The organism is Tessaracoccus aquimaris (genome assembly GCF_001997345.1).
GTDB classification, from domain to species: domain Bacteria; phylum Actinomycetota; class Actinomycetes; order Propionibacteriales; family Propionibacteriaceae; genus Arachnia; species Arachnia aquimaris.
Window position 1 is genome coordinate 3350658 of record NZ_CP019606.1, and the last position, 13585, is coordinate 3364242.

10 protein-coding genes are annotated in these 13585 nt (G+C 67.2%); 4 read left to right on the forward strand and 6 right to left on the reverse strand.

Annotation, left to right across the window (positions count from 1 at the left end):
- The first annotated feature begins 166 nt into the window (after nt 1-166).
- From ppdK to BW730_RS19540, 4 genes are all read left to right on the forward strand, one after another.
- Nucleotides 167-2815 carry a pyruvate, phosphate dikinase gene (gene ppdK, locus BW730_RS15230; RefSeq protein ID WP_077687010.1) on the forward strand — a complete coding sequence of 883 codons (2649 nt, stop codon included), beginning with the start codon at nt 167-169 and terminating at the stop codon, nt 2813-2815.
- 56 nt (nt 2816-2871) lie between these two features.
- Nucleotides 2872-3627, forward strand: coding sequence for a DUF4190 domain-containing protein (locus BW730_RS15235; protein ID WP_077687011.1), 756 nt, complete (start codon nt 2872-2874; stop codon nt 3625-3627).
- An 86-nt stretch (nt 3628-3713) separates the two neighbouring features.
- The gene (locus BW730_RS15240; RefSeq protein ID WP_077687012.1) at nt 3714-4121 is read left to right on the forward strand and encodes a hypothetical protein; all 408 of its coding nucleotides are present in this window, start codon (nt 3714-3716) and stop codon (nt 4119-4121) included.
- A 110-nt stretch (nt 4122-4231) separates the two neighbouring features.
- Nucleotides 4232-4771, forward strand: coding sequence for a hypothetical protein (locus BW730_RS19540; RefSeq protein ID WP_077687013.1), 540 nt, complete (start codon nt 4232-4234; stop codon nt 4769-4771).
- 985 nt (nt 4772-5756) lie between these two features.
- On the opposite strand, the gene yaaA is transcribed toward BW730_RS19540, so the two are convergent.
- The 6 genes from yaaA to pta form a co-directional block, all read right to left on the reverse strand.
- On the reverse strand, nt 5757-6527 hold the full coding sequence (gene yaaA, locus BW730_RS15250) for a peroxide stress protein YaaA (protein WP_077687014.1): 771 nt from the start codon (nt 6525-6527) through the stop codon (nt 5757-5759).
- A 167-nt stretch (nt 6528-6694) separates the two neighbouring features.
- Nucleotides 6695-8401, reverse strand: coding sequence for an FAD-binding oxidoreductase (locus BW730_RS15255; protein ID WP_077687015.1), 1707 nt, complete (start codon nt 8399-8401; stop codon nt 6695-6697).
- On the reverse strand, nt 8398-9201 hold the full coding sequence (locus BW730_RS15260) for a lysophospholipid acyltransferase family protein (protein ID WP_077687016.1): 804 nt from the start codon (nt 9199-9201) through the stop codon (nt 8398-8400). Before BW730_RS15260 ends, BW730_RS15255 begins: the two co-directional genes overlap by 4 nt.
- A gap of 1 nt (nt 9202) precedes the next feature.
- Nucleotides 9203-9979: an SDR family NAD(P)-dependent oxidoreductase gene (locus BW730_RS15265; RefSeq protein WP_077687017.1), complete on the reverse strand. Its 777-nt coding sequence runs from the start codon at nt 9977-9979 to the stop codon at nt 9203-9205.
- A gap of 256 nt (nt 9980-10235) precedes the next feature.
- The gene (locus BW730_RS15270; RefSeq protein ID WP_077687686.1) at nt 10236-11426 is read right to left on the reverse strand and encodes an acetate kinase; all 1191 of its coding nucleotides are present in this window, start codon (nt 11424-11426) and stop codon (nt 10236-10238) included.
- An 80-nt stretch (nt 11427-11506) separates the two neighbouring features.
- Complete coding sequence (pta, locus tag BW730_RS15275) at nt 11507-13564, reverse strand: phosphate acetyltransferase (RefSeq protein WP_077687018.1); 2058 nt, start codon at nt 13562-13564, stop codon at nt 11507-11509.
- Between the last annotated feature and the right edge of the window lie 21 nt (nt 13565-13585).

A 13585-nucleotide genomic window follows, 5' to 3' on the forward strand; every position in this document is an offset into this window, starting at 1 on the left:
TCTACGCCCACCACCGCCGGCACCCTGCCGTCAGGGGCCGACACGGTTGCGTGAAGCGTTTGCTTCTAACGATCCCCGCCCCTCGCGCCCGCGCCATGGGGGCTAGGCTTTGGAAAAAGGACGAAGTTGTCCTTCAACCTGGGCAGTCAAAGGAGATTTCCCCACCATGAGTGACGATCGTTACATCTACGACCTTTCTGACGGCGACGCGAGCATGAAGAACCTGCTCGGCGGCAAGGGTGCCGGCGTCGCGGAGATGAACAAGGTCGGAGTTCCGGTACCCGACGCCTTCACCGTCACGACGACGGCATGTGTCGAGACCATGAACAACGGCGGCCAGTGGCCCGAGGGCCTCGACACGCAGATCGCCGAAGGCCTCGCACGACTCGAGGAACGCACCGGCCGCAAGCTCGGTGCCGCAGAGAAGCCGTTGCTGGTCTCCGTGCGCTCCGGCGCCGTGTTCTCGATGCCGGGCATGATGGACACGATCCTCAACCTCGGCATGTCCGACGACTCCGTGATGGCGCTTGCCGAGGAGTTCGGCAACGAGCGCTTCGCGTGGGACTGCTACCGGCGCTTCATCCAGATGTACGGCGAGGTCGTCGAGTCGATCCCCGGCCACCTGTACGAGGACGCGCTGAGCGAACTCAAGCACGCCCGCGGCGTCGAGAACGACACCGACCTGACGGCAGCCGACCTCAAGGAACTCGTCGGCAGCTTCAAGGAGATCTCCAACGAGGCGCTCGGCGGGGAGTGGACCTCCGACCCGCGTGAGCAGCTCAACCGCGCCGTCAACGCGGTGTTCAAGTCGTGGGGTAACCCCCGCGCCGAGGTGTACCGCCGCGCCAACAACATCCCCGCCAGCCTCGGCACCGCCGTCAACATCATGCAGATGGTCTTCGGCAACCGCGGCGACACGTCCGCCACCGGAGTGTGTTTCACCCGAGACCCGTCCACCGGCGAGAAGGCCCTCTACGGCGAGTTCCTCGTCAACGCCCAGGGAGAGGACGTCGTCGCGGGCATCCGCACGCCGCGGCCGCTCGCCGAGATGCAGGAGGTGCTCCCCGAGGCGTACCAGCAGCTCATCGACACCATGCACAAGATGGAGCAGCACTACAGGGACATGCAGGACATGGAGTTCACCGTCGAGGACGGGCATCTCTACCTGCTGCAGACGCGCAACGGCAAGCGCACCGCCGCGGCGGCGCTCAAGGTCGCATCGGACCTCGTCGACGAGGGCGTCATCTCCAAGGAAGAGGCGCTGCTGCGCATCGAACCCGCCCAGCTCGACCAGTTGCTGCACCCGGCCATCGACCCCAATCACGGCAAGCAGTCCATCGCCACCGGCCTGCCCGCATCGCCCGGTGCGGCCGTCGGTGAGGTCGTCTTCGACGCCGACACCGCCGCCGAGCGCGGCGAACGCGGCGAGCCGGTCGTGTTGGTCCGCTTCGAGACCACCCCTGACGACATCCACGGCGTGATCGTGGCGCAGGGCATCCTGACCGCCCACGGCGGCATGACCTCCCACGCGGCGGTCGTGGCCCGAGGCATGGGCAAGCCATGTGTGGCGGGCGCGGCAGGCATCAAGATCGACCCGGTCGCCAAGACGCTGACCATCGGCGATCGCGTGCTCAACGAGGGCGACGTCGTCACCCTCGACGGCACCACCGGCCAGGTCTACGGCGAGGCGCTCGATCTCATCCCGCCGCAGATCAACGAGGACTTCACCCGCCTCGTCGAGTGGGCGGACGGCGTCCGTCGGCTTGGCGTGCGCGCCAACGCCGACAACTTCGACGACGCGTCCAAGGCCCGAGAGCTTGGCGCCGAGGGCATCGGCCTGTGCCGCACCGAGCACATGTTCATGGCCCAGGATCGGCTCCCTGCGGTTCGCAAGATGATCCTCGCCGAGAACGCCGACCAGCGCGCCGCCGCCCTCGCCGAGATCCTGCCCATGCAGCAGGTCGACTTCGAGGGCATCTTCACCGCCATGAAGGGCCTTCCCGTCACCGTCCGACTGCTCGACCCGCCACTGCACGAGTTCCTCCCGAATCTGGTGGAGCAGTCGCTGCTGGTCCAGAGGCTGGAGCTGCAAGGCGGCGATGCGACCGCGCTCGCCGAGGCCCGCCAGACGCTGGCGCAGGTCAAGAAGTTGCACGAGCTCAACCCGATGCTCGGCACCCGCGGCGTCCGTCTCGCGATGCTGTACCCGGAGATTCCCGACATGCAGGCCCGCGCCATCGTGCGTGCGGCGCTCGCGGTGCTCGACCGCGAGGGCGAGACGGTCGGCGTCGAGATCATGATCCCGCTCGTCGCGCTGAGCCAGGAACTCGACACCCAGCGCCAGATCGTCGTCGCGGCCGTCGAGGACGAGCTCGCCAAGGCCGGTCGTCAGCTCGACTACACCGTCGGGACGATGATCGAACTGCCGCGCGCCGCGCTCGTCGCGGACCAGATCGCCAAGTACGCCGACTTCTTCTCGTTCGGCACAAACGATCTGACCCAGACGGCCATCGGCATCTCCCGCGACGACGCCGAGAACGGCTTCCTGACCACATACGTCATGGAGCGCGTCCTCGAGCGCAACCCGTTCGAGTCGATCGACGTCGACGGTGTCGGCGCCCTCGTCGAGATCGGCGTCGAGAAGGGCCGCTCCGTCAAGCCCGGACTGAAGACCGGCGTGTGTGGTGAGCACGGCGGCGATCCCGACTCGATCACCTTCTTCAACTCGGCCGGGCTCGACTATGTGAGCTGCTCGCCGTTCCGGGTACCGATCGCCCGTTTCGCCGCGGCGCGAGCAGTGCTGAACCAGGGATGACGAGCCGCCCGCACACCCTCGTCTGACGGGGGTGTGCGGGCATCTGCCTACACTGGGTGAACGCCAAGCAGGAGGTGGAGATGTCCTCGTCGCCGTTCGACCGCGAACATGAGTCGTACGAGCCGAACTATCTGACGCCCGGATACGAGACGTCAGCGTCTCCGTCCGACCCCGATCCGGCGGCGCCCGAGACCGAGCCGATCCCCCCCGCCAGGGCCGCCGTCGAGCCGGAGGTCGTCGAGGCACCTGAGCCCGCCCCGCGGGCCGAACCGTCGGTCCAACCGACGTCGGGACCCGACTTCTCGTCGGCCTACGAGGTGCTGGACGATGGGCCAGCAGCCTCGAGCGTCTATGACGAGGGCTACGTCACTCCAACCCCTGCGCCGGTCGTGGAGACGGGCTACCAGACCCCCGCGCCGGCGCCAATCAACCTGCAGCAGCCTCGTCCGCGACCCATGCCCCATCCGATGGTGCCGATGCGGCCGCAGAACTACGGCTACGGCTACCACCCGAACGTCGTGCCGTACCAGCAGCCGTACCCGGTGCAGCCATACCCCTACAGCTACGGCCCGGTCGTTCCGGAGCACCCGTCGAGCACGACGGTGGGTGTCCTTGGCGTGGTCAGCTTCGGCGTGTGGGTAACGGCCCCCGTCGCGTGGTACCTGGGTGCGAAGGCCAAGAAGGAAATTGCGCGCGGGGCCCCGTACCGCTTCTCGGGGTTCGCCCAGTTCGGCTACGTCGTCGGGATCATCTACTCGGTCTTCGGGATCCTCCTTTTCGGACTCATGATGCTGGGGATCATGTTCGGCTAATGGCCGATTGGGAAGCGGCTATTGCTAGTTGACCCCGTCATGATCCAGAATCGTCACGCAAGTGTCGTGAGAAAATAGGAGAAGACATGACTCAGCCTGGTGGCTACGGCCAGCCCGATCCGCAGCAGTCGCCGAACTACGGCCAGGACTACGGTCAGCCGCAGCCCGGCTACGGCCAGCAGCCCCCCGCCTATGGCGCAGCCGGCGGCTATGGAGGCCAGGAGCACCCCCAGACCCAGACCGTGTTCATCCTCGGCATCGTCGGCATCTTCGTCGGCGTGTGTGCGTTCATCGCCTGGTACATGGGTGGCCAGGCCAAGAAGGAGATCGACGCGGGCGCTCCTTACGCTTGGGAGGGCACCAAGCTGAAGACCGGCTACATGCTGGGCAAGGTGTTCTCGATCATCTACATCTGCTTGATCGTTCTCTACATCGTCGTGCTGATCATCCTGCTGGCCACCGGCCTCGGTGCTGCATCGGTCTACGGCGGCTGACCCACAGAGCAACCCCCGGGCCGGACGCTTCGGCGTCCGGCCCGTCGTCACGCCTGGGCAAACCCGGCGTGTGAGAGACTGGAAATCGATCCTCGGAAAGGGGCCCGACCATGAGTGAACAACCCGACTTCCGTCCTGGCGAGCAGCCTGGCGGTGCGGATCCGTACTCGCAGCCCTCCGGTTACGAAGGGCCGTCGCAGTCGACCGGTTACGGTGCCCCGACGGGGCAGCAGTCACCCAACTTCGGTTACGCGCAGCCTGACTACGGGCAGGCGCCGAACTACGGTCAACAGGCTCCCAACTACGGCTACGGTCAGCCCCAGCCCGGCTACGGACAGCCCCAACCCGGCTACGGCATGCAGCCCTACCAGCAGCCCTACGGTTACGCCAAGATGGACCACCCGCAGTCGCAGATGGTGTTCATCCTGGGCATCGTGGGCATCTTCACCTCGATCACCTCGTTCGTCGCCTGGTACATGGGCGCTCAGGCGAAGAAGGAGATCGAAGCGGGCGCACCCTACGAGTGGGGCGGCCAGTTGAAGACGGGCTACACGCTCGGCAAGGTGTTCTCGATCATCTGGATCGTGATGTGGTCGCTGATCATCCTGATGTACGTCGTCATGTTCGGGATCTTCTTCGCCTACAGCTGACGGCAACTCTTGGGGAGGGGACGAGACGGCAGTTGCCGCTCGTCCCCATTTCTGTGCCCGTTGGCTGAGCCAGCCGCCGCGACGCAGTCGCGCGCGTGATGCGTCGAAACCTTCGTGACGTGGGTGGGGACCCGTTCCCCGAGCTTGTCGAGGGGTCCGACTGTGGTCGGGTCCGCTTGTTGAGCCATGGCGCGGAGCGGCCGGCCTCGGTCGAAACCTTGGTGACGTGGGTGGGGACCCGTTCCCCGAGCTGGTCGAGGGGTCCGATTGGATTCGGGTCTGCTTGTTGAGCCATGGCGCGGAGCGGCCGGCAGCGGGCGAAACCTTGGTGACGTGGGCTGGGACCCGTTCCCCGAGCCGCTGGTTGAGCCAGTCGCCGCGACGTAGTCGCGCGCGTGCTGCGTCGAAACCTTCGTGACGTGGGCTGGGACCCGTTCCCCGAGCTTGTCGAGGGGTCCGATTGGGGACGGGTCCGCTTGTTGAGCCATGGCGCGGAGCGGCCGGCATCGGGCGAGACCTCGTGAGAGGCCCAGGATCATGGGCCGGGTCTCTGCCCGGGCGCGGGTTGGTTTCGACGCGCGTTGCGGCGCTTCGCGCCTTGGCGCGGCTCAACCCACGGTCGGCGGGTGTTGCGGCGCTTCGCGCCTTGGCGCGGCTCAACCCACGGTCGGCGGGTGTTGCGGCGCTTCGCGCCTTGGCGCGGCTCAACCAGCGGCTGGCTGGTTGAGCCAGCCGCCGCGACGTAGTCGCGCGTGTGCTGCGTCGAAACCCTCGTGACGTGGGCTGGGACCCGTTCCCCGAGCTTGTCGAGGGGTCCGATTGGGTTCGGGTCTGCTGGGTGAGTCATGGTCGGCGCGGAGCGGCTGGCATCGTTCGAAACCTCGTGAGAGGCCCCGGATCATGGGCCGGGTCGCTGCCCGGACGCGAGTCGGTCTCGACCGAGCTCCGGCGCTGCACGCCTTGGCGCGGCGCGACCGGCGGGTGGTCAGCGGACGAAGACCGGCTCGTTCCTGCTGGAACGGGCCTCGTCGTAGGAGTAACCGTCGACGTCGAAGTCGGCGAGCTTGGCGGCCGAGCGGACCCGGTTGCGTACCATCCAGCCTGCCATCGAGCCGCGGGCTCGCTTCGCGAAGAAGCTGACGATGCGGGGCTCGCCGTTCTTGTCGCGGTCCTCGAAGCGGGGCGACACGACCCGGGCGCCGAGCCGACGCTGGTCGATCACCTTGGCGTACTCGTTGCTCGCGAGGTTCACCAGCACCGGCGAACCGGGGGAGGCCTCCAGATCCTTGGCAAGCAGGTCGGTCACCTGCGTTCCCCACCAGTCGTACAGCGTGCGACCCCGGCTCGAGGCGAGCTTGGTGCCCATCTCGAGGCGGTAGGGCTCGATCAGGTCGAGCGGGCGCAGCAGCCCGTAGAGCCCCGACAGGATCCGCAGGGTCTTCTGGGCGTCGGTGAAGTCGCGCGCGTCGAAGTCGTAGGCCTGCATCCCCTGGTACACGTCGCCGTTGAAGGCGAGGACTGCCTGGCGGGAGTTCTTCAGCGTGTGCTCGCGAGACCACTGCGCATAGCGGGTCGCGTTCAGGTGCGCCAGGTCGTCGGAGATGTGCATCAGGTGGGAGATGTCGGCGGGCGTCTTGGTCCGCATGATCTCGATGAGCCCGTCGGACTGGCCCAGCAGTCGCGGCTCCGAGTGCTTGCGGGTCGGCAGTTTCGACTCGTAGTCGAGAGACTTCGCGGGCGACAGGACGGTGAGCATGCCTCAGAGTCTAGATGGCCCCGACGGTGCCCTGGCCCGCCCGCCGGACCCCGGCGCTCGGCGAGGGTCGTGACTTGAGCATGTTTGGTACGTCGTTGGCGAAAATGGCCGGTTTGATCGTTCCACGGCGCAACGAGCAACCAAACATGCTCAAGGAATCAGCCGACCTACGCGTCCTTGGAGTTCGACGAGATCCCCGGGCGACCGTCGTGGATGATCTTGCCCGGGTTGAGGTTGCTACCGGGGTCGACGCCCTCGAACAGCTTGCGCTGGATGAACACGCCAGCGGGCGAGATGTCCTGCTCCAGCCACGGGCTGTGTTCCTCGCCGACGCCGTGGTGGTGCGACACCGTGCCGTGGAAGTCCATGAAGCCCTGCTGGATGACCCGCTTGGCGACGTCGTACGTCTCCTCCTGGTGGTCCGAGTCGTCGGCGATCGCGAACGTGAAGTACTGGCACGCGCCCGAATGGTACGAGTGGCTGAGGTGGCAGAACACGACGCCGCGCACGCCGAGGTCGTCCATGGCCTGCTGGAAGCGCTCGATGATCACCGAGTGGATCTCGGCGGCGTGCGCCCACGGCGTCGTCGTCTCCGACACGTCGCAGATCAGGCCGCGGTCGAGCATGAAGTCGCGGATGTAGGGGGTGTCGTACTTCTTCTGGTCGTACAGCGTGCCCGGGCCCTTGCCGACGCCAAGGCCGCCGTTCTCCTTGACGATCTTGCCGACGAGGCCCTTCTCGTAGCGCACGTGGTTGGCGCTGCCCTCGAAGCCGATGAAGCTCATCGCGATGTTCTCGAGGTCCCAGCCCTTCTGCAGCATGATCCGCTGGATGGCCTTGTTCGCCAGCGAGGAGACGCGCCCCGACTTCTTGCCGTTGGCCATGATGTACTGCGTCTCGATCGGGTCGGACACGCGCGCCATCATGACGGCTGCGTCCGAGGCAACGATCTGCTCACACGCCTTCAGCCCGTCCTCGTAGGTCGGGAAGAAGTAGGCCTGCAGTTCGCGGACCTCCGGGATGCGGTGCACATTGACCCAGGCCGAGGTGATGATGCCGAGGCGACCCTCGGAGCCGAGCACCATCTCGCGGACGCTAGGGCCGGACGACGACGACGGCAGCGGCCGGAGCGAAAGGACCTGGCCGGGCATCACCATGGTGAGGCCGCGGCAGATGTCTGAGATGTCGCCGTACTTGTCGGACTGCATGCCCGAACTCCGGGTGGCGATCCAGCCACCGAGGGTCGACCAGACGAAGGAATCGGGGTGGTGCCCCATGGTCCAGCCGCGGGCGTTGAGCTGATCCTCCATGTCGGGCCCGAAGACGCCGGCCTGGATGTGCGCCAGGCCGGAGGTCTCGTCGATCTCGAGCACCTTGCTGAGGCGACCCATGTTGACCGAGATCACCTGACGCGACTCGCCGGGCTCCGCCTCGAGCGAGGCCACAATGTTCGACCCACCGCCGAAGGGAATGACGACGGCGTCGGCGGCAACGGCGGCGTCGAGCAGCTTCTCGACCTCATCCTGCGTGCCGGGGTAGAGCACGACGTCGGGGACGCGGCCCAGGTCGCCCTTGCGGATCCGGATCAGGTCGCGCACACCCTTGCCGTAGGCATGGACGACGCGCGTCTCGTCGTCGGTCTGCACGTACTTCGCGCCGAGGATCTCGTCGAATTTCGCGTGCAGGTCGTCGCTCAACTGCGAGGCGGGCACGTCGAGCGAGGAGAACGGCGGGATCGGCTTGACGGGGCGCGTCACGTCGATCCCGACCATCTTCTGCACGAAGGCGGGGAACTTGGGCTTGTCCTCGTAGCGGTACGCCAGGCCGTCCTCGCCCCAGCCCCACCACTTCTGCTGCTTCACGCCCTCGATCATCGGTCCTCCTGCTTGTCGGCCTGCTCCTTGGCGTTTTCGGCCAAGGAAGCAATCTCTGTCTGCTCGGCCTTCTGCAAGGCGAGGCTTCGCTCGTACTCGGCAAGCGTCTTTCTACCGTATGCGCGGGCCGTCGTGTCGTGGACTTCCAGCAATTGGCGGCGCATCCGCTCATTGAACTCGAGCGCGATCTCTCCCGGATAAGGGGTCAAGGGGCGCCCGAAGACCACGTGAACCTCCGGTCGGCCCTTCGGCAGGTGCTTCTGGTTCGACGGCCACGCCTCGTAGGCGCCGACGAGGGCGACGGGAAGTGCCGGGACGCCGCGCGAGACGCACAGCGATGCGACGCCAGGGGTGAACGGGCCCATGGCACCGGTGCGCGACCGGGTGCCCTCTGGGAAGAGAAGGATCGGGACGCCGTCCTGGAGGAGGTGACCGGCCATGCCCCTGCGGCCCTTTCCGCCCTTACCCCGGTCGACGGCGAAGGCGTTCATGAAGAGGTTCATGGAGATCGACTTGACCCAGTTGCCGAAGAAGAAGTCCCCGGCGGCGCCGGTGGCAACGTACCTGGAGAGCCTGCCCGGCATGGAGCAGAGGATCAGCGGGGCGTCCAGGTGCGAGGAGTGGTTGCCGTAGACGGCGAAGGCACCCTCGAGCCCGTCCAGGTTGGCGATGCCATGCACGTGGATCTTCAGCAGCCGGTTGAGGGCCGGCTTCAGCAGCAGGAACTGTGCGGTCGACCTACTGGTCGCCTGCAGGCGGGAGGTGTAGCGCGAGTTGCTCTGTTCGACCTCGCCCGACACCTCAGTGCTTCTTCCTGGATGCGGTCAGCATCCGAGACACCAGGCGGGTGATGCCGCGCGGGCCGTGGTCGGCGATGAACATCGCCGCGCGCCACTTGAGGTCGGGGATCGACTCGGCCTTGCCCTTCTCCGCGTCGGTGAGCGCCTGGCGCACCAGCTTGTCCGGGTCGATCCACACGATGCCGGGCAGCTTGCTCGCGTTGATCCCGGCCCGCCCGTGGAACTCCGTCTTGACCCAGCCAGGGAGCAGCCCCGTGACGGTGACGCCCGTGCCGTGCAGTTCGAGGGCCAGCGCCGTCGAGTACGTCCTCGCCCAGGCCTTGATGGCCGAGTAGTTGCCGGTGTAGATGGCCGCCGACGAGGAGGCGACGTTGATGATGTGCCCGTGGCCGCGACCGCGCATGGCCCTGCCCGCCGCTCCGCCGAGGATCAGCACCGCCAGGCACATCACGTCCAGGGCCTTGGCATGCAGATCGATGTCATCGGGGTCGAGGACGGTTGAGTGGAGGCCGAAGCCGGCGTTGTTGATCAACCACTCGACGGGCCGGTTGGGGTCCTCGAGCCGCGCGGCGACGCGCAGCGTGTCGTCACGATCGGACAGATCGGCTGGGAGAACCTCGACGGCGACGCCGTGCACCTCGCCGAGTTCGGCGGCGACGCCCTTGAGTCGGTCTTGGTCACGGGCCACCAGGATCAGGTCGGTGCCCCGGGCGGCCAGCTCCCGCGCGAACGCAAGACCGATGCCCGACGTGCCACCCGTGATCAAAGCTGAAGCCATGATCTCTACGGTACGCCACCTCGCCGCTGGCGGCCCAAGCGGTCGCTGTCTCGGAACGCCTCGTTGTAAGGGTTGAACAAGCGGGAGGTTGAGCGATTGTGAGGGCCCGACAACGGTGGTGGTGGAGCGGGCCGTGGCGGCGGAGTCGGCGCGCCGCGTCGAGACCTCGTGTGACGACCGCACCGCCGAACTCAGGAGGGGTATGGAACGGGCCCGGCGACCTGAGTCGCCGGGCCCGTGACCACATGCTTGTCCGTCAGAGCTTGCCGATGACCTCGAGGGTCTCCTCTGCCATCGCCAGTTCCTCGTTGGTGGGGATCACCAGGACGCGGACCTGCGACTCGGGCGTCGAGATCTCGCGGGCCTGCTTGGAGCGCACCAGGTTGGCCGACTCGTCCAGGTCGAAGCCGAGGCCCTTGAGGCGGCGGACGACCGGGCCGCGGACGTGATCGGCGTTCTCGCCGACGCCGGCGGTGAACACGAGCGCGTCGACGCCGCCCAGGATCGCGATGTAGGAGCCGATGTAGCCGACGAGGCGGTGCACGTAGACGTCAAGGGCGAGCTGGGCCTGCTCGTTGCCCGCCTCGATCTGGGACTTGATGTCGCGCATGTCGGTGTAGCCACACATGCCGCCCATGCCGGACGCCTTGTTGAGCATCGCGTCGACGTCGTCGACCGACATCCCAGCGGCGCGGTTGAGGTACTTCGGCAGGCCGGGGTCGACATCGCCGGAGCGGGTGCCCATCACGAGGCCCTGCAGCGGCGTCAGGCCCATCGACGTGTCGACCGCCACGCCGCCGTCGACGGCGGAGATCGACGCACCGTTGCCGAGGTGGCACACGATGGTCTTCAGCTCGCCGAGTGGGCGGTCGAGGAACTCGGCGGCCTTCTTCGACACGTAGGAGTGCGAGGTGCCGTGGAAGCCGTACTTGCGGATGCCGTACTTGGCGGTCAGGTCGGCGTCGATCGCGTAGGTGTAGGCCTCGGCGGGCAGCGTCGAGAAGAACGCGGTGTCGAAGATCGCCACGTGAGGCACGTTCGGCAGCACCGCCTCCGCGGCGCGGATGCCAGCGATGCCGGGCGGGTTGTGCAGCGGGGCCAGGTCGGAGAGTTCCTCGAGCTTGGCGACCACCGCGTCGTCGATCAGGGTCGACTCGACGAAGGCCGAGCCGCCGTGCACGGTGCGGTGCCCGACGGCGACGACGTCCGAAAGGCTCGGTCCGTGGTCCTCGAACATCCGCACCACCGCGGCGACCGCCTCGGTGTGGTCGGCGAACGGGACGTCCTCGTGGTACTCGGAATCGCCGACCTCGTGGTCGATGGTCGACATGTCCTGCCCGATGCGCTGCACGATTCCCACCGCCTGCGGGCCGGGCTGAGCGGGGTCAAGCAACTGGTACTTGATCGACGACGATCCACAATTGAGGAGGAGGATCGGCTGCGACATGGGCATTCCTGTTCGATTGAGTTGATTTCGCCGCCCCTGCCGGGCGGAGTGCCCCGCTTGCTGCGGGGCGAAACTGTTCCCTAGACCGACTGGGCCTGGATCGCCGTGATGGTGATGGTGGAGACGATGTCGTCGACGAGCGCGCCGCGAGACAGATCGTTGACGGGGCGACGGAGGCCCTGAAGGACGGGGCCGATCGCGACCGCCCCAGAGGTGCGCTGCACGGCCTTGTACGTGTTGTTGCCCGTGTTCAGGTCGGGGAAGATGAACACCGTCGCCTTGCCCGCGACCTCGGAGTTCGGCATCTTCTTCTGCGCCACGACCTCGTCGACGGCGGCGTCGAACTGGATCGGCCCCTCGACCTTCAGTTCGGGGGCGCGCTCCCGGACGATGCGGGTGGCCTCACGGACCTTGTCCACGTCGGCACCCGCTCCGGAGTCGCCCGTCGAATAGGAGAGCATCGCGATGCGGGGCTCAATGCCGAAGTCGACGGCGGTCTTCGCCGAGGAGATCGCGACGTCGGCCAACTGCGACGGGTCGGGATCGGGGTTGACGGCGCAGTCGGCGTAGACGAGCACACGGTTGCTCATGCACATCAGGAACGAGCCGGACACGACGCTCACACCGGGGACCGTCTTGATGAACTCGAGCGAGGGGCGGATGGTGTTGGCGGTCGTGTTGATCGCGCCGGAGACCATGCCGTCCGCCATGTCGAGGTGGACCATCATGGTGCCGAAGTAGGACAGGTCCTTGAGCTTGTCGCGGGCCTGCTCAAGCGTCACATGCTTGTGGGCGCGGAGTCGCGCGTACTCGGCGGCGAAGGTCTCGATCAGCTCAGGATCGTGCGGGTTGACGACGGTCGCCTCGCTGAGGTTGAGGCCGAGTTCCGTGGCGCGCTGGCTGATCTTGGCGTGGTCGCCCAGCAGGATCAGGTCGGCGACGGAGCGCTGCAGGCACACCGCGGCCGCCTCGAGGATCCGGTCGTCGGTCGCCTCGGGAAGCACGATGCGCTGCCGGTTGGCGCGCGCCTGCTGCATGATCTGGTACTCGAACATGGTCGGCGTGCGGTTCTCGGTGCGCGGCAGGTCGATCGCGTTCAGCAGCGCGTCCTCGTCCACGTACTGCGAGAACAGCGTCCTGGACTCGGCCATCTTGCGGGCAGAGCTCGTCGAGGTGCCCCGCACGGCCTGCAGTGCGACGGCGGTCGGGAAGGTGTCGCGCTCGGTCACGGCGATCGGCAGGTCGATCGAGGAGTCGGCGAAGAGCTTGGACACCGAGGTCGGGATCTCGAAGCCACCGGTCAGGACCAGCGCGGCGAGCGGGCCGTAGTCGGGGGAGCGGTGCGCCATCAGGAGCCCGGGGAGCAGGTCGAGGCGGTCGGCGGGGACGATGACCGTCGCCTCGCGTCGAAGCCGCGTCAACAGGTTCGGCAGCGTCATGCCAGCCACGAGCGTGTGGAGCGACTCGTGACGGCGGAAGTCGTCCTGGCCGAGCCACTGGGTCGCGCCGACGGCGTCGAACTGGGCTCCGACCGAGGGGGCGCGCAGCACCGCGTTGAACGGGAGCACCGACACGGCGACCTCGCCGAGCGTCGAGAGCGCGGCCTTCAGGTCGTCGACCTCTTCGGGGTCGGTGTGGGTCGCGACGATGCCGATGACGGTGTTGTGCTGCTGCTCGAGCGACTCGATCGCCGCCTCCGTCAGGCGGCGGACCTGCTCGATGGAGCGTCCCTCGGCGCGGCAGACGAACACGATGGGCGAGTTGAGGTTCGCGGCGATGGTGGCGTTGTGGGCGAGTTCGGAGGAGGTGTCGATGTCCTCGTAGTCAGAGCCGAGGATGACGACGGCGTCGCGGCTCTCGGCGAGCGCGTTGTACTTGGCGACGATGGTGTCGATGGCCCTGTCCGGGTCTTCGGCGTACTCGGGGTAGGAGACCCCGACGGCGGACTCGAAGGACTGGTTGACGCCCTTCTGCGAGAGCATCGCCTCGGTCACCGGGTCGCTCTCCGTGGAGGCGACGAGGGGGCGGAAGACCCCGACCGACCGCACCTGGCGGGCGAACAGGTCAATCACGCCAAGCGCAATGGAGGACTTGCTGACTTGCCGCTCCGATGAGGCAATGAACACACTCTTGGTCACGCGGCCACCTTACCTTGCTTC

Excerpts from the sequence above, each read along its gene's own strand:
- ppdK (WP_077687010.1), top strand. The coding sequence starts at position 167 with ATGAGTGACGATCGTTACATCTACGACCTTTCTGACGGCGACGCGAGC.
- BW730_RS15255 (WP_077687015.1), bottom strand. The coding sequence starts at position 8,401 with ATGATCGAGGGCGTGAAGCAGCAGAAGTGGTGGGGCTGGGGCGAGGAC.
- BW730_RS15265 (WP_077687017.1), bottom strand. The coding sequence starts at position 9,979 with ATGGCTTCAGCTTTGATCACGGGTGGCACGTCGGGCATCGGTCTTGCG.
- BW730_RS15240 (WP_077687012.1), top strand. The coding sequence starts at position 3,714 with ATGACTCAGCCTGGTGGCTACGGCCAGCCCGATCCGCAGCAGTCGCCG.
- BW730_RS19540 (WP_077687013.1), top strand. The coding sequence starts at position 4,232 with ATGAGTGAACAACCCGACTTCCGTCCTGGCGAGCAGCCTGGCGGTGCG.
- BW730_RS15270 (WP_077687686.1), bottom strand. The coding sequence starts at position 11,426 with ATGTCGCAGCCGATCCTCCTCCTCAATTGTGGATCGTCGTCGATCAAG.
- yaaA (WP_077687014.1), bottom strand. The coding sequence starts at position 6,527 with ATGCTCACCGTCCTGTCGCCCGCGAAGTCTCTCGACTACGAGTCGAAA.